At 65.0% G+C, this 16,306-nt stretch carries 15 protein-coding genes; 5 read left to right on the top strand and 10 right to left on the bottom strand.

Features of this window, described 5'->3' with window-relative positions; genetic code table 11:
- Nucleotides 1–306: 306 nt before the first annotated feature.
- Together DCG74_RS14275 and DCG74_RS14270 are read right to left on the bottom strand one after the other, a co-directional pair.
- Nucleotides 307–1,893, bottom strand: a complete 1,587-nt coding sequence (locus tag DCG74_RS14275; RefSeq protein ID WP_172787228.1) for a DHA2 family efflux MFS transporter permease subunit — start codon at nucleotides 1,891–1,893, stop codon at nucleotides 307–309.
- Nucleotides 1,894–2,099: 206 nt separating this feature from the next.
- Nucleotides 2,100–3,422, bottom strand: a complete 1,323-nt coding sequence (locus tag DCG74_RS14270; protein WP_172787227.1) for an HlyD family secretion protein — start codon at nucleotides 3,420–3,422, stop codon at nucleotides 2,100–2,102.
- Between the two features lie 195 nt (nucleotides 3,423–3,617).
- Between DCG74_RS14270 and DCG74_RS14265 the strand changes: the two genes are divergently transcribed.
- Complete coding sequence (locus tag DCG74_RS14265) at nucleotides 3,618–4,253, top strand: TetR/AcrR family transcriptional regulator (protein WP_172787226.1); 636 nt, start codon at nucleotides 3,618–3,620, stop codon at nucleotides 4,251–4,253.
- A 43-nt stretch (nucleotides 4,254–4,296) separates the two neighbouring features.
- On the top strand, nucleotides 4,297–4,632 hold the full coding sequence (locus DCG74_RS14260) for a DUF6665 family protein (protein WP_172787225.1): 336 nt from the start codon (nucleotides 4,297–4,299) through the stop codon (nucleotides 4,630–4,632).
- Between the two features lie 15 nt (nucleotides 4,633–4,647).
- Here the strand turns inward: DCG74_RS14260 and DCG74_RS14255 are convergent, their stop codons facing one another.
- The 7 genes from DCG74_RS14255 to DCG74_RS14225 form a co-directional block, all read right to left on the bottom strand.
- Complete coding sequence (locus tag DCG74_RS14255; RefSeq protein ID WP_172787224.1) at nucleotides 4,648–5,376, bottom strand: Crp/Fnr family transcriptional regulator; 729 nt, start codon at nucleotides 5,374–5,376, stop codon at nucleotides 4,648–4,650.
- A 72-nt stretch (nucleotides 5,377–5,448) separates the two neighbouring features.
- Nucleotides 5,449–6,804: an amidase family protein gene (locus tag DCG74_RS14250; protein ID WP_172787223.1), complete on the bottom strand. Its 1,356-nt coding sequence runs from the start codon at nucleotides 6,802–6,804 to the stop codon at nucleotides 5,449–5,451.
- A 60-nt stretch (nucleotides 6,805–6,864) separates the two neighbouring features.
- Complete coding sequence (locus DCG74_RS14245; protein WP_172787222.1) at nucleotides 6,865–7,875, bottom strand: ABC transporter substrate-binding protein; 1,011 nt, start codon at nucleotides 7,873–7,875, stop codon at nucleotides 6,865–6,867.
- Nucleotides 7,876–7,896: 21 nt separating this feature from the next.
- Nucleotides 7,897–8,736 (bottom strand): ABC transporter permease, encoded by an 840-nt coding sequence (locus DCG74_RS14240; RefSeq protein ID WP_172787221.1) that lies wholly within the window; start codon nucleotides 8,734–8,736, stop codon nucleotides 7,897–7,899.
- Nucleotides 8,733–10,031, bottom strand: a complete 1,299-nt coding sequence (locus DCG74_RS14235; RefSeq protein ID WP_172787220.1) for a M20 family metallopeptidase — start codon at nucleotides 10,029–10,031, stop codon at nucleotides 8,733–8,735. Before DCG74_RS14235 ends, DCG74_RS14240 begins: the two co-directional genes overlap by 4 nt.
- A 205-nt stretch (nucleotides 10,032–10,236) precedes the next feature.
- Nucleotides 10,237–10,833 carry a histidine phosphatase family protein gene (locus DCG74_RS14230; RefSeq protein ID WP_172787219.1) on the bottom strand — a complete coding sequence of 199 codons (597 nt, stop codon included), beginning with the start codon at nucleotides 10,831–10,833 and terminating at the stop codon, nucleotides 10,237–10,239.
- 165 nt (nucleotides 10,834–10,998) lie between these two features.
- Entirely contained in the window at nucleotides 10,999–12,201 is a 1,203-nt protein-coding gene (locus DCG74_RS14225) for an extensin family protein (RefSeq protein WP_172787218.1), read from the bottom strand.
- 146 nt (nucleotides 12,202–12,347) lie between these two features.
- Here DCG74_RS14225 and DCG74_RS14220 point away from each other — a divergent pair, with 146 nt between their 5' ends.
- Nucleotides 12,348–12,470, top strand: a complete 123-nt coding sequence (locus tag DCG74_RS14220) for a hypothetical protein (RefSeq protein ID WP_257187567.1) — start codon at nucleotides 12,348–12,350, stop codon at nucleotides 12,468–12,470.
- A 56-nt stretch (nucleotides 12,471–12,526) separates the two neighbouring features.
- Here the strand turns inward: DCG74_RS14220 and DCG74_RS14215 are convergent, their stop codons facing one another.
- Nucleotides 12,527–13,414 (bottom strand): DUF2147 domain-containing protein, encoded by an 888-nt coding sequence (locus DCG74_RS14215; RefSeq protein WP_172787217.1) that lies wholly within the window; start codon nucleotides 13,412–13,414, stop codon nucleotides 12,527–12,529.
- Between the two features lie 195 nt (nucleotides 13,415–13,609).
- Here DCG74_RS14215 and DCG74_RS14210 point away from each other — a divergent pair, with 195 nt between their 5' ends.
- Both DCG74_RS14210 and DCG74_RS14205 read left to right on the top strand, forming a co-directional pair.
- Nucleotides 13,610–14,389, top strand: a complete 780-nt coding sequence (locus DCG74_RS14210; RefSeq protein ID WP_172787216.1) for a DUF2147 domain-containing protein — start codon at nucleotides 13,610–13,612, stop codon at nucleotides 14,387–14,389.
- A gap of 311 nt (nucleotides 14,390–14,700) precedes the next feature.
- Complete coding sequence (locus tag DCG74_RS14205) at nucleotides 14,701–16,140, top strand: FecR domain-containing protein (RefSeq protein WP_172787374.1); 1,440 nt, start codon at nucleotides 14,701–14,703, stop codon at nucleotides 16,138–16,140.
- The last annotated feature ends 166 nt before the right edge of the window (nucleotides 16,141–16,306 follow it).

Genomic DNA, 16,306 nt, shown 5'->3' with positions numbered 1-16,306 from the left:
CGCAAGTCGGCCCGAAGGCCGCAACGGCGTCACGTAAGACTGATTTTGACTTGGGAAACGAAGCGATCGGGACGCTCGGCCAAAACCTTGGCCCAATCGAAGCTGGCGGAAGAGGCCTCTAACAGGCCGCGTACATACCGAACCAGAACGTCATCGAGGTGATCATCGAGCGCGGGCGTACGATCTGCGATTGCGACGAAATCATGCAAATCTCTCCCCGGTTCGAATGAATGAGGCGCGCTTTATAGATGTGTCGCCAGCCGATTGCAACGGGGCTCGCGCGAGATCACGCACGAGTGTTGCAAATTAGTGCCCGTCGCCGCCGGCGCCGAACGGCGACGGCGGTCTCTTCAGCAGCACCACCAGGAAACTGAGGGCGAGATAGAACAGCGACAGGATGAAGAAGGCATCGCCAAAGCTCATCACCACGGCCTGGCGATGAACCAGCTGGGAAAGCTGCTTCATGGCCATCAGCGTGGAATCGCCAAGTCCCTGAAATTTCTGCATGAACATGCTCAGGGTTTCGGTCGCGGTCGTGTTGCCCCAGGTCACGCGCTCCTGCAGACGGGTGATATGCAGGTCGGTGCGGTCGTTGAGCACGGTGTTGATGACGGCGAGGCCGAGCGCGCCGCCGAGATTGCGCATCAGGTTGAACAGGCCGCTCGCGTTCTTCACCTTGTCAGGTGGCAGCGTGCCGAGCGCGACGTTGTTGGTCGGGACCATCGCGAACATCATGCCGATGCCGCGCAGGATCTGCGGCACCAGCAGCTCGTAGAAATCGTATTCGCGGGTGATCCAGGTCATCTGGTAGGAGCCGATCGCGAACACGACGAGGCCGAACGCGATCATGTAGCGCATGTCGAGCTTGGCCATGAGCCGGCCGACCAGCGGTGCGACCAGGAACATGGTGATGCCGGAGACGAACATGGTGTCGCCGATCATCAGCGCGCTGTAGCCGCGCACTTCGGCGAGATAGCGCGGATAGATGTAGGTCAGGCCGTAGAGACCGATGCCGATGCAGAATTGCAGCGTGCATCCGACGGCGAAATTGCGGTCGGAGAAGGTGCGCAGATTGACGATCGGCTCGGCCGCCGTGAACACGCGCCAGAAGAAGGCGATGGCCGAGATCGCGCAGATCCAGGCGCAGATCGCGACCGACGTGTCCTGCATCCATTGATATTGCGGGCCCTCTTCCAGCACATATTCCAGCGTGCCGAGGAAGCTGGCCATGAACAACAAGCCCCACCAGTCGAAGCGATCGAGCAGCTCGAAATGCGGCTCGTCGAAATCGACCAGCGCCAGCACGCCCACTGTGATGCCGATGCCGGGCACGACGTTGATGAAGAACAGCCAGTTCCACGACATCGCGTCGGTGATGTAGCCGCCGACCGTCGGTCCGATGGTCGGAGCCAAGGTTGCGACGAGGCCGATGATGGGACCGACGATGTGGAATTTCGTGCGCGGGAAGACGGTGTAGGCCGAAGCGAACACGGTCGGGATCATGCCGGCGCCGAGAAAGCCCTGCAGCGCGCGCCAGAGGATCATCTCCTCGATCGTCGTGGCGAAGCCGCAGAGCAGGCTCGCGAAGGTGAAGCCGGCCGCCGAGATCGCGAACAACAGCCGCGTGCCGAAGGCGCGCGACAGGAATCCCGACAGCGGGATCGCGATCACCTCGGCGATCAGATAGGCGGTCTGAACCCAGGAGACCTCGCTGGAGCTCGCCGACAGCCCGGCCTGGATTTCGCTCAATGAGGCCGAGACGATCTGGATGTCCAGGATCGACATGAACATCCCGAACACCATGATGATGAACGCAAACAGCCGCTTCGGCGCAATGCGCTCCGAAGCGGGATCCGCCATCATGGCAGGTGAAGCGGTGGTGGCGTTGGCCATTTTCTCACTCAGCTCGCGCGAGAGGGCACGCTCCACCTCTTCCCATCGGGGAGAGGTCTATTTGCGCAGCAAATCGGGTGAGGGGCCGCAGCTTCCACGAGAGAGCGTAACCCCTCACCCGGATCGCATCTTCCGATGCGATCCGACCTCTCCCTCCGGGAGAGGTGAAAGGCGAAGCGGCGCTCGTCTCGAACATCATAGCATCCCTACTGCGGATGGACCGCGGTGGGATCGTCGAGGTCGACCGCGCTGTCGGCGTCGGCGGCGCCCTTGTTGGTGTCGACGGTGGCGTAGACCGACATGCCGGCGCGGAGCAGGTTCTGCTTCGCCACAGATTTGGGCACGCGGATGCGGACCGGCACGCGCTGCACGATCTTGGTGAAGTTGCCGGTGGCGTTGTCGGGCGGCAGCAGCGTGAACACCGACCCCGCGCCCGCCGCGATGCTGTCGACGACGCCGGAGAACTTGCGCATGCCGTAGGCATCGACCTTGATCGTCACCGGCTGGCCCGGGCGGATGCGCTTGAGCTGTGTCTCCTTGAAGTTCGCGTCGATATAGACGTCGTCCAGCGGCACGATGTTGCCAAGGCGCTGTCCGACCGCGACGAAGTCGCCGGTGTTGACAAGGCGGTTCGAGAACGTGCCGTTCACCGGCGCGCGCACCGCCGTGAAGCCGAGGTCGCGCTCGGCTTTGGCGAGCGTGGTCTTGAGCTCGGCGAGCTGGGCCTGCGCTTCGGCCTGCTGCGCCTTGGCGACGTCGACATTGCTGACGGCAACCTCGTAGGCGGCTCGCGCGGCCTTGACCGCGGCGGCGCCCTGGTCGCGTCCGGCTTCCGAGCTTTCGAAGGTGGCGCGCGAGGCAAAGCCCTTGCTGCTCAGCGCCTGCTGGCGCTCATAATCGAGGTCGGCGCGCTTGAGGCCCGCTTCGGCGGAGACGAGCTGCGCCTTGGCCTGGGCGACCTGGCTGTCGAGAGCTGCGACCTGGCGGCCGATGCGATCGATGGTGGCTTGCTGGGTCGCGATCTTGGTCGCGGCCGCTTCGACCGCGATCCTGTAGTCGCCGTCGTCGATGCGGAGGACGATGTCGCCGGCTTGGACCTGTGTGTTGTCGCCGGCAAGGATCGAGGAGATGTGGCCGGCAACGCGCGCGCCGAGCATGGTGTTGTTGGCGCGCACATAGGCGTCGTCGGTCGAGATGTAGAAGCGACCGACCAAAGTGTAATAGCCGGCATACCCCGCAACAGCCAGCGCGAGGACGAGGCCGACGCCCATCAGGACGAATTTGCGCTTGCCGGACTTTGGCGCACCGGACGCAGCGGCGGCGGGCGCGTCCGGCGCAGGTGCGGCCGGCTTGTCGATCACGGGCTGCTCCGGCGCCTCGCGGGTCGGACGCTTGGTTTCCTCGGCCACGTGAGCGCGCAGCTGCTCGGCAGGGGGTGCGGGTGTCTCGGAGGCAGCATCAGCGCCCGTCTGGTCCTCCGCCGTTTCCTGGCGAAGGACGCGAGCCGTCTGATCTCTCGATATGGCCATCACGGCCTCCCCAAAAAAGCGCAACCCGAGGGCGGCCGCTGTTGCAGGCGGTTTCCTCGCGTGGATCTCAAATAGCATTGACCGAACGGTTCGGTCAATATACACATTATTCCCGACAGACCTTACAGCCGCGAATCCTTTATGGGCGTTTCATGGCTTAATCCCGACCCAAAAACCTTCCGAGACCCTAAACCAATGGTTGTAGCTGCCAGCGAACAATTGCGTATCGTCCAGGACGAGGACAATTCCAAGCGCCGCCAGATCCTGGACGGCGCCCGCAAGGTGTTCATGGATCTGGGCTTCGACGGGGCCAGCATGGGCGAGATCGCGCGCGCCGCGCAGGTCTCCAAGGGCACACTCTACGTCTACTTCGCCGACAAATGCGCGCTGTTCGAAGCCATCGTCGAACAGGAGGCGCTCCAGCACGGCCAGGTCGTGTTCAGTTTCGATCCCGACCGCGAGGCCGAGAGCACGCTGAAGGAGTTCGGCCTCGCCTATCTTCACCTGGTCTGCCGCCCCGGCGGCGGATCGGCGATCCGCACCGTGATGGCGATCGCCGAGCGCATGCCGGATGTCGGCCGGCGTTACTATGCGCGCGTGCTGGACAAGAGCATCAACCGCCTCTCCGCTTATCTCAAGGCACGTGTCGCATCGGGCGATCTTTCGATAGATGATTGCGATCTTGCCGCCTCGCAGTTCATGGAACTGTGCAAGGCCTCGCTGTTCCTGCCCTTCGTGTTTCAGGCGGAGCCCGCGCCGTCGGAACAGCGCATGAGCGCGGTGGTCGAGAGCGCAACGCGGATGTTCCTGGCGGCGTACAAGGCGAGGTAGCCGCGCGTTGCGCCTGCGGGCCGGGCGACACTATATTGCGGCCATGTCTCGTGATCTTCGCCCGCCAGTCGACATCCTCCACTACGAGATCGTCCAGGAACAGGCCTCGGCGCTTGGGCGGATGGGCCGCGCCCTCGAACAGAGCCTTTCGCGTTTGCGCGAGTTCGACGTCGCTCACGCCGCGACCGAAGTGCCGGACGCGATGCAACCGGCCAGGCGCAAGCTGGTGCTGGAAGCCGGCCAGGCGCTTTGGATGTTCGTGGTGCAGCGCGAGGCATCCGGCCTGCGCGACAGCCGCCACATCATGCGCACCTACAATGTTCCGGGTGAAGTGCAGCGCTGCATGGGACTGACACCATCGAAGCCTAAATCGCGATGACGACATCATCGCGCTTTAGTCAGTGACCTGCTTCCTCAGCGCCGAGAGATCATTCACGACCATCTTGGTCGGGCCGGTCGTGATGATGCCCTCGTCCTGGAGACGGTTGAGAATGAGGCTGATCGACTGCCGCGTCGCGCCGATCATACGCGCGAGATTGGCCTGCGTGAGGCGGCCGAGCGAGATCGGACCGTTCTCGTCCTGCGCCGCGTTCTCGCACAGCTTCACCAACAGCAGCACCAATCGTTCCGCAGCCTTCTGCCCAGCCAGCGTCTGCGCCAGCATCGAATAGGTCTCGCCCTTGAAGCCGAGACATTCGATCAGCGCGACTGCGAACGAGGGCGACTGTGCGATCAGGCGGCGGATGGCATCCTGGTCGAGATGCAAAGCTTCGACCCGGCCGAGCGCGCGCGCCGACCAGCTATGGCGGTGATTGCCGAGAATGTAGGGGGCGCCGACGAAGTCGCCGGCTTCCCATGTCGCCAGCATCAGCTCGCGACCTTGCGTGCCGGCATGGGTGCTTTCGACGATTCCGCTCAAAATGACGTGGATGCCGTTCGCCGGCTCGCCTTCGCGCAGCAGATGTTCGCGGTTCTGGTAAGTCGCCAACCTGCCGGTCCGCATCACCAGGTCCAGATCAGACTTGTCCAGCGCCTTCAGCACATAGCGACCCGTTCCGGCGCCTTGCACTTCCGCACAGGGCTCACCCGGATCGGCGACTTCATGCGCATGGCCCCGCCCCACGACCAGTCTCCCTTCGAGTGACGGCTCGAAGGCTAGGAGGTATCGCATCCGATTGCAACGCGGTGCGACCGCTCAACGCACGGCCGCCGCAGCCGTGAACGCACAAGCGAGGTCAGCGAGCAGGCGCTCCCGCCCCGCCGGCGCCAGGAACGTGACTCCATAGGGCACGCCGGCCCCGGTCATCGCATTCGGCACCGCAATCGCGGCGAGCCCGAGCGGATTGGCGTAGTTGGTGTAGTAGCCGTTGTTGAAATTGGCCGTCAGCGGATCGCGCGCAACTTCATCAATGCTGAGGACGGTGCCGACCGTCGGCACCACCAGCGCATCGTGAGCTTCCCAGAAGCCGCGAAGCTGACGCTGGACGTCCTTGACTTCGTAGAACGCGCGGTAGGCATCGGCGGCCGAGAACTTCCGGCTGCCGAGAACGAGATCGCGCACGATCTTGACCCCTGCATCGGGATGGGCGTCGAGAAAGGCGCCGACAGAAACATCACGCTCCGCTAGAAACGGCCCGAAGAACATCAGATCGTTGATCGAGGTGAATGGCGAGAAATCCACCGGCACGACCGGCAGGTCGAGTCGGCGCAGCCGGTGCAGCGCGTCGCCGAACAGCCTCTCCGTCTCTGGATTGCCGAAGAACTTGAGCTGATCGAGGCGCGGCGTTGCGATCTTCAGCGGCCGCGCCGGGGACGCCTGCTCTGTCCAGCCGGCGAACTCCAGCTGCGAAAAGCCGTCCGCGGGATCGCGCCGCGCCAGCACGCGATAGACATCATAGCCGTCGGCGGGATCGCGGGTGTAGAGCGAGATGGTGTCGAAGCTCCGGCACGCATACACCATCCCGCGCTGGCTGAACGCGCCCGGCGCCGGCTTGAAGCCGGTCACGCCGCAATAGGACGCAGGCACCCTGCCCGACCCGCCGGTGTCGGTGCCGAACGCGAACGACGACGTGCCGGTGGCGACCGACACCGCCGCGCCCGAGCTGGAGCCGCCGGGAATGTAGTCTGCGTTGTATGGATTCCGGGCGATGCCGTAGGGCGAGCGGACGCCGACGAGCCCGGTCGCGAACTGGTCCATGTTGGTCTTGCCGACATAAATCGCACCGGCTGCAATCGCGTCAGCCACCACGGGGCTCGTATCCTCCGCCACATAGGCGAATTCCGGACAGGCCGACGTCGTCTGCTCGCCTGCGACATCGATGCAGTCCTTGACCGAGAATACGAGCCCATAGAGCGGTAGCTCATCGATCTCGCCGACGCGGGCATCGATCGCGCGCGCCGCGGCCATGACGCTCTCGGGCCTTCCCGTCGATATCCAGACACCGCTCTGGTCGGCATCAGTCAGGCGCGACAGCACGTGCGCGGCGACGTCTGACGGCTTCAGCGTGCCGTTGCGATAGGCAGCGCGAAGATGGCTAGGCGAGATATCCATGGCGTCACATGCTTATGGGAACAGGGCGCGCCGGCGAGACAAGCCCGCCGGCAGCAGGCGTCAACGGCCGATCACCTTCTCGATATAGGCCGGCTGGATGAAGGCTTCGAAGCCGGCGCGCGGCAGCAGCTTCGGGAGACGCTCCTGCTTGACTAGGAAGTCGGCCGTGGAGACCAGCGTGTCGACGAACTTGCCCTTCTTTGTCGTTGTGCCGAGATATTCCTCGGTGAGCTGCTGGTTGCAAGGGACCATGCCCGTGCCCTTCATCATCCGCATCGCATCGGGCAGCGGCAGCGAAAGCTCCTCGGCGATGATCTCGGCCGTCTTCTCCGGGTTCTTCAGCCAGAAATCGATCCCCTCGCATTCGGCCTTGATGAACTTCTCGACGTAGGACGGATATTTTTCCGCAAAAGCATTCATCACGACGCCGATGTCCCAGGTCGGATAGCCGCGCTTGGTCATCTCACCCGAGGTGATCAGGATCTTGCCGCCGTTCTTGACGGCCTTGTCGAGGTTCGGCTCCCAGAACCAGGCGGCATCGATATCGCCGCGAAGCCAGGCGGAGGCGATGTCCGAGGGTGCGAGATCGATAATCTTCAGCGAGGCAGGATCGACGCCGTCGTCCTTCAATGCCTGCAACAGCAGGTAATGTGTGGTGGATCCGAACGGCGCGGCGACCGTCTTGCCTTTAAGATCTTTAAGCGAATTGATGTTCTTGTCGGTGCGCACCACCATCGACTCGACATAGTCGAGCAGATTGATCACCAGGATGCCCTTGATCGGCAGGGCCCGGGTCGCGCCGATCGCGGTCGGAGGATTGCCGAGGCCGCCGAAATCGACGTCGTTTCCGGCGATCGCGCGCAGCATGTCGCCGCCGCCACCGATCTTGACGTATTTGATGTCGACACCAGGCATCTCCTTGGCCAGCAGGCCGAGATGCTTGGTGACGAGCTGCGCGTTCACCAAATTCAGATAGCCGACGGTCACCTTGGCCGGCTTGTCCTCGGCACGAGCGGGGGCCGAGAGCGTCAGCGCAGCGAATGCAAGCGTCGCAACCAGTCTCTTCATCATCTCATCTCTCCTCGATCAAGATCAGGTTCGGGCCCACGGCATCAGTAATTTCGCAATTCCGCGCATCATCAGGTCGAGCACGACGCCGGTCAGGCCAAGCACGATCAGGCCCATGATCACGACGTCGGACAGCAGGAATTTCGCGGCATCCCAGATCATCCAGCCGATGCCGGCGGAGGCCGCGACGATCTCGGCGGCGACGAGGACGGTGTAGGTGAAGCCGAGCGAGATGCGCATCCCGGCGAGGATCAGTGGTCCCGCTGCGGGCAGGTAGACGTGAAAGAGCAGGTGGCGCCGGGTTGCGCCAAGGGATTGCGCGGCACGCACGTAGACGGGATCGACGCTGGTGACGGCCTGGATCGTCGAAATCACGATGCCGGGCAGGCCTGCAAGGAACAACAACGACAGTTTGGAGCTCTCGCCGATGCCGAGCCACATCACCAGCAACGTATAGAGCCCGAGTGGCGGTAGCGGACGATAGAACTCGATCAGCGGATTGAGCAGCGCACGGGCATTTTTCGAGACGCCCATGAGCACGCCGAGCGGAATGCCGACGAGACAGGCCAACGCGAAGGCCACGAGGATGCGGTAGAGGCTGGCGCCGAGATGCTGAAGCAGCGTGGCGCCCTGGTAGCCCTTCGTCATGGTCTTGACGAATGCCGCCCACACCGCCTGCGGCTTCGGCAGGAACAGTTCGTTGGCCCAGCCCATCTCCGTAACGATGACCCACGCGGCCAGCAGCAGGGCGACGGTGAGGGTCGAGAGCAGCACCGACCGCGACACTGTTGGCAGCCGCAAGCTGCCCCGCCGTGTACGGTCGGCCGAGATCGGAATGGCCATGGGACTTGCCTCGACGCTCATGTGCGCACTCCCAAGATCTGCATGATGGTCAGTGCATAGATCCGCGTTGCCATCACCGACTTGGTAATCGAGATGTTCTCGTTGTCGACGGCCCAGCCGTCCTCGCCCGGACCGAAGGTGACCGCATTGATGCCTGCTTCGCGGAAGCGGATGGTGTCGTTGAAGGCATTCTTGCGATTGACGCCGGGCTCACGGCCCATCAGCCGCCGATACACCGCACGAAGCGAACGGCAGGGCTCCTCCTCGACCGGCACCGGCTCGGTCGCGTTGACGAACAGCGAGCCGGGCACCTGGCGCACTCCGACCTTGACGTCGTTGATTCCGGCAAATGTTTCCAGCCCGAGCCGCTCGATGTCGGAGATCACGCTGGCGAGCGTCATGCCCGGCACGATGCCGACCACCGCGAGCGTGATGGTGCAGGCATCCGGCGAGAACTGCATCTCGCCGGGCAGGCCGCCACGGATGCGCACCACCGAGCAGCAGGGCGGCGTATGCCCCATGAACTTGCTCGGCACGTGGGTGAACGCCATCTCCTTCAGCTTGGGCAGCAGCTTGCCCGCCTCCATGATGGCGTTGACGCTGATATCGGGCCGCCAAATGTGCGACTTGATTCCCTCGACCGTGACCTCGATCAGGCAGTGGCCGGAATTGGCCACCGAGAGGTTGATGCCCCAGTCTTTGCTGACATCTCCCCAGGCAGTCGGCTCGGCCGTGATCTCGTAGTCGGCAGTGAGACCGACCTTCTCGAGCATGTAGATCGAGCCTTCGGTGCCGTTACGCTCCTCGTCGACGGTGTAGCAGCACATCAAGGTGCCATCGAACGTCACGCCCTCCTCGATCAAGGCCTGCACCGCGAGCAGCGATGCGGCAAGGTTGCCGCGTGTGTCCGACGTGCCGCGCGCGTAGAGCAGATCGCCATGGCGCGTCGCCTTGAACGGATCGAAATCCGTCATGCGCCATTTCTCGGGCTCGACCACCGGATAGGTGTCGAGATGATCGTTCAGGATCAGCGACGGTGCGCCCTCCCGCCCTTTCAGCACGCCGAGCACGTTCGGCCGGTGCGGCTGCGCACTGTGCTTGGTGACCACCATGCCGAGGGCCTCGAGCTTGCCGGCGACCAGCATCGAGATCGCCTCCTCCTCGGCCGGCGGCAGATCGGGATCGAGCGGATTGCCGGAGCGCGGCTGACCGGTTCGGATCAGCTCGGAGGCAAGGTCGAGCCATCGCTGCTCCGTGATGCGCGACAGCACGCGCTGCTCGAGATCGGAGTAGGGCGGGGCGACGGGCATCTGCATGATGGGTTCCGCTGGCTCACAGCGCCGGCTGCGCTGCTTCGTTTCAGCACCATCATTGCAGCGACCGTGCCAATCGCGGGAAAAGCCCGTCCTGGCCCGATTAGCGATTTTGATTCAATGAGTTGGCGGCGAATCGGGACGGCGCAAATTTTTGCGCCTCAACTGGGCTTTGCCGAAGACGCAGCGTCCACTGAACAGCCGGGCCTCAGCCGGCCGCTGACCCCAGGTCTTCCATCCTGCGCCATCCATGCAGGATGCGACGCCCTTCCGGCGCGAACGCAAAATAGTTGCCGCCGCCTGCCGGCTGATCGTGGACGCGATCGATGGAATGGCCGGAATAGTGACAGAACAGCAGCGTGCCGACTGCGCCGTGGCCGACGAACAGGACGTCGCCGGGTCGGTTTCGCGTCAGCACTGCCTCAGCCTCGCGCACGATCCGCGCCTGTGCATCCGCAGCGCGCTCCCAGCCGCGCACGCTGAGATGAGGCGCGGCGAAGAACTGGTCGGCGACAGCTTCGAACTCGGCCGGCTTCAGGAAACCGGTCGCCGAACGGTCGTTTTCGTGCATGGCCTCGCGGATCTCGATCATGAGTCCGAGCCGAGCGGCAATGATCTCGGCGGTCTCGATCGCCTTCCGCTCGCCGCTGGAGACGATCTGCTTGGTGCTTGCGAGCCAGCCTGCATTCGCCAAGGCCTCGGTGCGCGCGCGGCCGAGCGGGCTCAGGCCCCATTGCGGCACCGGCACATCGGGATCGATTTGCACCTGCGGGTGGGTGAGATAGCGGACGATGTCGGCGGTCATAATGAATCTCAGTCTCTCCTCGTCATTGCGAGGAGCTCGCGACAAAATTGCGAAGCAATTTTGCGCTGATGCGACGAAGCAATCCAGACTGCCGCCGCGGTGACAGTCTGGATTGCTTCGCTCCGCTCGCAATGACGGTGAAGGTCGATTTTCGCAAGGTAATGCCTAATCGTCGGCGTACTCGTCCTCTTCCCGCTTGTGCATCGTGCTCTTGCGCGCACCGAGTGAACCGGTCACCGACGGCTCGCGCGCACTCGCATAGGGTCTGCGCGACTGGGCGCGCGAGGCGACCTCTTCGCCCGACACGGCGGCGGGCTGGCAGATCAGGCGGCGGCTGGCGCGGCGCATCAGATCGACGTGGATGTGATCGTAGTGGTAGACGTTCGAGCCCGGCGCCAGCACGGTGCTGAAATGCGCGCACGCACCCGACTGCACATCGCGCAGGAATCCCTGCTCTTCCGGCATGCCGCGCCAGCCGTCCTTGATGGTGACGCGGCGTCCGTCAGCGAGCACGAAGGCCGAAATGTCGAGCGCATTGCCGTAGGCGTGCTCTGAGATGTGGGCGTGCGGATTGCCGTTCATGCCGCGGCAGGAATAGGCGGAGATCTGCTTGATCTCGGCGACGCGCACGCCGAACCAGCGCATCGCCGAAGGCTGCACCGTGTCGGCGAGCCAGCGGTCGAGCTCGGACACGATCGGACAGGCGAGCGTCGCTGTCGGCTTGATCGCAACGGGACCGACGCTCGCGACGGGATTGCCCTGCGCAGGACCAAGACGCGGCAGCGGCTGCTGTGCCGGCGCCTGCGAGTAAGGCGCCGGACGAGCCGGATAGCTCGGTGCGTTCATGTAGCGCGCCGCACCCGCGGCGTCGGTACCCTCGGGCGGCAGATCGATCTCGTCCTCCTGCGCGGCCACGCCGGGTGCGTTCAGCGACATCGGCCCCGACGATGCACCATAGCCGGCCGGCTGGCGCACCGCGCTCTCGGGATAGTTCGAGCGCTGCGGATAGGACGATGCGGGATAGCCTTGGCTCTGCGGATAGTTCGACTGCGGCTGCACCGGCCAACGCGGCTGGTTGCCGATGCTGCCGGGCGGGCGCAGCGACTCGTCGGCAAAGCCATAGGTGCTGGAGCCTTCGCCGATGGCGGCGACCTTGAGCGGAAACTCGGCGCCGCAGCTGCCAGGCCCGGAGATCGGGTCGATGCGGACGATGTCCGCACTTTCCTTGACTGCGCCCGATTTCAGGCATGCGGCTTCCGCCTCGGCCCGCCACGGTTCACGTTCGGCCTGGAAGAAGCCGCGACCGCAACCCGCTAGCGAAACAAGGACGATGGAGCCGACGAGATACAAACGAACTCCGCGCGTCATGCACGCACGTTCGGTGAATTTACTTAAAGACTCTTCAACACGTCGATTTCAGCATTTCTTAACCATGCCGGCCGCACTGGCGCGGCCGCTACCGCCGATGAGCGACAGCAAGACTGACTTTTTCGGTGAGAGACTCTCTGTTAACCATGACGGCCGCGGCAAAGCGCGACCAGCGGAGCGACCTCATGACGTTCGCCGGCAGACTGAGCGTGATCACCGCCTACCTCGCCATGGCCTTCGTCGGCGCCATCGTGCTCGGGATGATTTAGAAGCGCTGATCAACACACGACAGTTCGCTCAACCGCCCTGGAGGGCAGGAAAAACACTACGACCGCGTGCGCGAGGGCTGCGACGAGGCGGTGATCTCCTCCCGCGGCACCTCGACCCGCGTCCAGTCGTTGCCGGAGCACCAGAAGCGGCCGAGCGCGCAGGCTTCGACGTGCAGCTTGCCGGAGCCCTTCAACCTCATCGTCGCGTAATAGGTGTTGCCGCTGGAACGGCTGTAGATGCTCCCGGTCCAGACATCGTGCTTCTTCGGCTTCATGTTGACGAGCACGCTCTCGCCCCGGCCCGAGGCTTCACTGAGCGCGTAGCCGCACAATGCGGATCCACAACGCTCGATGCGGACTGTGCCCTTGGCGCCGGCGCTCTCCCATTCGCCGAGCGGCGCACGGCTGTCGTCGCCGCTGACCTGCGCCACAATTGTGGTCTGATCGATCTCGGCGCTGGGGACGATGACCGGCGGCTCGATGCGCGGCGGTTCTAGCGCGGCGGTCTTCGGCCGATCGATCCGCTCCAGATCAACCCGCGGCGGACCGGGGCTCAGCGTCTCCATTCTCGAAATCTCAAAGCTTGGCGCCGGCGGTGGCGCCACGGGCTGCGACGTCGACGCGGCAAGGATGGGAGGCGCCGGTGGCGGCACGACCACAGCCGCTTGTGGCGGCTTGACCGCTGCCGCCGGACAAGCTGGCTGCGGTGCCTGGACTACCGGCGCGGGCGCCGGCTGCAAGGCCGGTGCTGTGGAGACCTCGTCCGATGGCCGAAGGCCGCGATTGGAGGACACGGTGACACAGGACGAGGATCGGCAATTGCGCGGCGCCTCGACATGAAACCGGTGGCCGCCGATCGAGAACGTGTAGGAGCCGGCCTGCGCGGTCGGCGCCATCGCCAGCAGCGCGATCGATGTACCAAGCCAGCTCGCAAGTCGCGGCATCTGCCTCTCCCTCAGTGTCGCGACGACGTTACGCAGCGCAGGCACGGCCGAATGTGCGCTGCATCACCCAGGCGGCGTCAGGTCGTTGTGACGCCCATCACAGAACGCCAAGCCGCCCCAGCGTAGGGTCGAACCACGCTTCATCCACCAGCGACTTCGGTCCATCTCGGGACCACGCCATTTTCGGAGGTTGTCATGAGCAAGCTCTCCATCGCCGCCACCGCCCTCTTCCTCGCGTCGACCGCCGCCGCGCATGCCGGCAATTCGATTTCGTTCCAGATCGAGGGCCAGCAGATCCGCATCGAGACGCCGCGCAACTGCGCTTCGCTCAATTGCGTGACCATCGTCGCGCCGGGTCTGTCGGACAAGCCGATCAAGCTGAACAACATCAACCTCAAGGGCCTCGGTGGCTCCAAGGACGATGACGTCGACGCCACGCCGGCTCCCGCGCCCACGACGGCGCAACCCGCGCCGGCTCCGGTGCAGCAGCAGCCCATGCCGCAGGCGCCGGTGCAGGCGACCGCGCCGGCCGCGCCCGCCGCCCCAGCCGCGACTGTTGCTGCCGCTCCTTCTATCGGCTTCGACAACTCGCAGCCGGCTCCGGTTGCGGCGCCCGCGCCTGTTGCCGCACCCGCTCCCGTCGCCGCGGCTCCTGCGCCGGCTCCGGTGGCCGCCTCGCCCGTGGCTACGGCGAACTCGCCGATCGGCGTCTGGGCGACCGAAGAGAACAAGGGCAATGTCCGCGTCGAGCAGTGTGGCGCCAATCTCTGCGGCTATGCCGAGAAGACCAATGAACGCATCCTGATCAACATGAAGCCCGAGGGATCGAAGTGGAGCGGCCGCATTCGCGATCCGAACTCCGGCCGCAATTACGACTCGACGATCTCGATGAAGGGTCCGAATGCGATGCGCGTGCAGGGTTGCGCCTTCGGCGGCATGTTCTGCGGAGGCCAGACCTGGAAGCGCGTGAGCTGACGCGCGGAGCGGGTCAGCTCCCACACACGCACACTCTTCGTCATGCCCGGGCTTGTCCCGGGCATCCACGTTCTCAGTGCCGCAAAGCGTGGATGGCCGGGCCTCCGCCGCGCCGTAGCGGCTTCGGCCGCGCAGGCGGGACAAGCCCGGCCATGACGCTGCGGAGAAGACTGGATCCCATTCGCGAGCATCGCGCTCCTTTGAACGTTCGCCTCTCCTGTGCCACACACATTCATCCGTCATTCAGCTCTGTCCGGCTGATATCAACCCATCTGGCCTCACGCTCTCATCGGGACTTCCTCGTGACATCAATGCTGGCTTGGCGCCGCTTCGTGTTCGCGCTCGTGCTACCGGCATTGCCGCTGGCGGGCAGCAGCGCGGCTCGTGCATCCGAGACGATCGAATTCGCACAGGCGCAGCCGCAAGCCCAGCCAACGCCCGCACCCTCGCCGACGCCATCGGCCGCCCCGACACCGTCCGCAGACGCACAGCCCGCTGCCGTCGAGCCGATCGGCAACGTCGCAACCGTGACGGGGATCGCGACCGTAATCCGCGACAAGAATTCCTATCCGCTGCGCGTGCGCGACGACATCTATCTCAACGACGTCGTGCAGACCTCGTCGAACTCCGCGCTCGGCATCACCTTCAACGACGCCACCACGTTCAATCTCTCGGCGAGCGCGAAGATCACCATCGACAATTACGTCTATGAAGACGGCGGCAAGCAGAATTCGGCGATCTTCGACGTCGGCAAGGGCACGGTTGCCTTCGTGGCGGCCGCGGTGGCGAAGACGGGCGACATGAAGATCACGACGCCAACGGCAACGCTCGGCATCCGCGGCACCACCGGGGTCGTCGACGTGCCCGAAGGCGCGGCGGCGAACAGGGCGAGCAACGTCAACATCAAGCTCTATCCCGACGCCGACGGCCGCGTCGGCCACATCGATGTCGACGACCGCTCGAGCGGCGCGCGGCTCGGCGCGCTGACGCAAGCCGCGAGCGGCTTTGCGATCCGCCCGGGCGCGGCCACCGCCGGCGTCATGCGTTTTGCGGCCGTGCCGATCACGATCCCCGCGCCGCAGATCGCGCGCGACCGCGGCTTTGTCAGCCAGGTGCATCTGGCGCAGACCGCGGGCCGGCAGATCGTCATCGAGCAGCGCGACTTCCGTCGCGCCAATCCGACGGCGCTCAGCCGCATTCCGCGGCCGGCACAACCGCCGCAGCAGCAACAATTGCGGCCGACGACGGCCCCAGGCCAATTGCCGCAACGGCCGGACGGCCAGCCGCGTCAGGACAACCGTCCGGGTCAGCAGCAGCCGGGCACGCCGGGCCGGCAGGGAACACAGCAAGGCGCGCAGCCGCCGCAGCGGCAGGGACAAGGACAACACGGCGGCGCGGTGCAGCCGGGCACGCCGCGTGCCGGGCAGGGGCAAGGGCAACGGCAACAGGGCGCTGGTCGCCCGACGGGCGCGCCGCGCGCCGGACAGGGCACGGCGCCCAGCAACACGCCGCAAATTCAGCCGCAGCGTGGTGGACAGATTCAGCCCGGAGGAATCGTGCCGCCACAACCGGGCGGGACACCGCAGCCGCAAGCGCCGCGCACCGGATCGCAGCTGGGCCAGCCCCCCGCGGTCCAGCAGCCCGGTGGCGTCCAGCGCCAGGGCGGATTCCAGCAGCGCCCACCCGCCGCACAACGCCCCGCAGCGCCGCGCAAGCCGGCGCCCGCTCCAAAGGAGAAAGAGCGGCGTTGACAGCGCCGCCCCTCACCCTGAGGAGCGTCGTCGAGCACGATCAGCCTCCTCCGTCATTGCGAGCGCAGCGAAGCAATCCAGAGCCCCTCCGCGGAGAAAGTCTGGATTGCTTCGCTGCGCTCGCAATGACGACGTTGAAAGGGCTGCTGCTGCTCACACAGCCGCA

It is taken from the genome of Bradyrhizobium sp. WBAH42, from assembly GCF_024585265.1.
In the GTDB taxonomy this organism is placed as follows: Bacteria; Pseudomonadota; Alphaproteobacteria; order Rhizobiales; family Xanthobacteraceae; genus Bradyrhizobium.
Note: the sequence above shows the minus strand (reverse complement) of the source record. Positions and strands in the feature narration are given on the sequence as shown.

Excerpts from the sequence above, each read along its gene's own strand:
- DCG74_RS14230 (WP_172787219.1), bottom strand. The coding sequence starts at position 10,833 with ATGACCGCCGACATCGTCCGCTATCTCACCCACCCGCAGGTGCAAATC.
- DCG74_RS14205 (WP_172787374.1), top strand. The coding sequence starts at position 14,701 with ATGCTGGCTTGGCGCCGCTTCGTGTTCGCGCTCGTGCTACCGGCATTG.
- DCG74_RS14260 (WP_172787225.1), top strand. The coding sequence starts at position 4,297 with ATGTCTCGTGATCTTCGCCCGCCAGTCGACATCCTCCACTACGAGATC.
- DCG74_RS14235 (WP_172787220.1), bottom strand. The coding sequence starts at position 10,031 with ATGCAGATGCCCGTCGCCCCGCCCTACTCCGATCTCGAGCAGCGCGTG.
- DCG74_RS14225 (WP_172787218.1), bottom strand. The coding sequence starts at position 12,201 with ATGACGCGCGGAGTTCGTTTGTATCTCGTCGGCTCCATCGTCCTTGTT.
- DCG74_RS14250 (WP_172787223.1), bottom strand. The coding sequence starts at position 6,804 with ATGGATATCTCGCCTAGCCATCTTCGCGCTGCCTATCGCAACGGCACG.
- DCG74_RS14220 (WP_257187567.1), top strand. The coding sequence starts at position 12,348 with ATGACGGCCGCGGCAAAGCGCGACCAGCGGAGCGACCTCATGACGTTC.
- DCG74_RS14210 (WP_172787216.1), top strand. The coding sequence starts at position 13,610 with ATGAGCAAGCTCTCCATCGCCGCCACCGCCCTCTTCCTCGCGTCGACC.
- DCG74_RS14240 (WP_172787221.1), bottom strand. The coding sequence starts at position 8,736 with ATGAGCGTCGAGGCAAGTCCCATGGCCATTCCGATCTCGGCCGACCGT.
- DCG74_RS14265 (WP_172787226.1), top strand. The coding sequence starts at position 3,618 with ATGGTTGTAGCTGCCAGCGAACAATTGCGTATCGTCCAGGACGAGGAC.
- DCG74_RS14245 (WP_172787222.1), bottom strand. The coding sequence starts at position 7,875 with ATGATGAAGAGACTGGTTGCGACGCTTGCATTCGCTGCGCTGACGCTC.
- DCG74_RS14215 (WP_172787217.1), bottom strand. The coding sequence starts at position 13,414 with ATGCCGCGACTTGCGAGCTGGCTTGGTACATCGATCGCGCTGCTGGCG.
- DCG74_RS14270 (WP_172787227.1), bottom strand. The coding sequence starts at position 3,422 with ATGGCCATATCGAGAGATCAGACGGCTCGCGTCCTTCGCCAGGAAACG.
- DCG74_RS14275 (WP_172787228.1), bottom strand. The coding sequence starts at position 1,893 with ATGGCCAACGCCACCACCGCTTCACCTGCCATGATGGCGGATCCCGCT.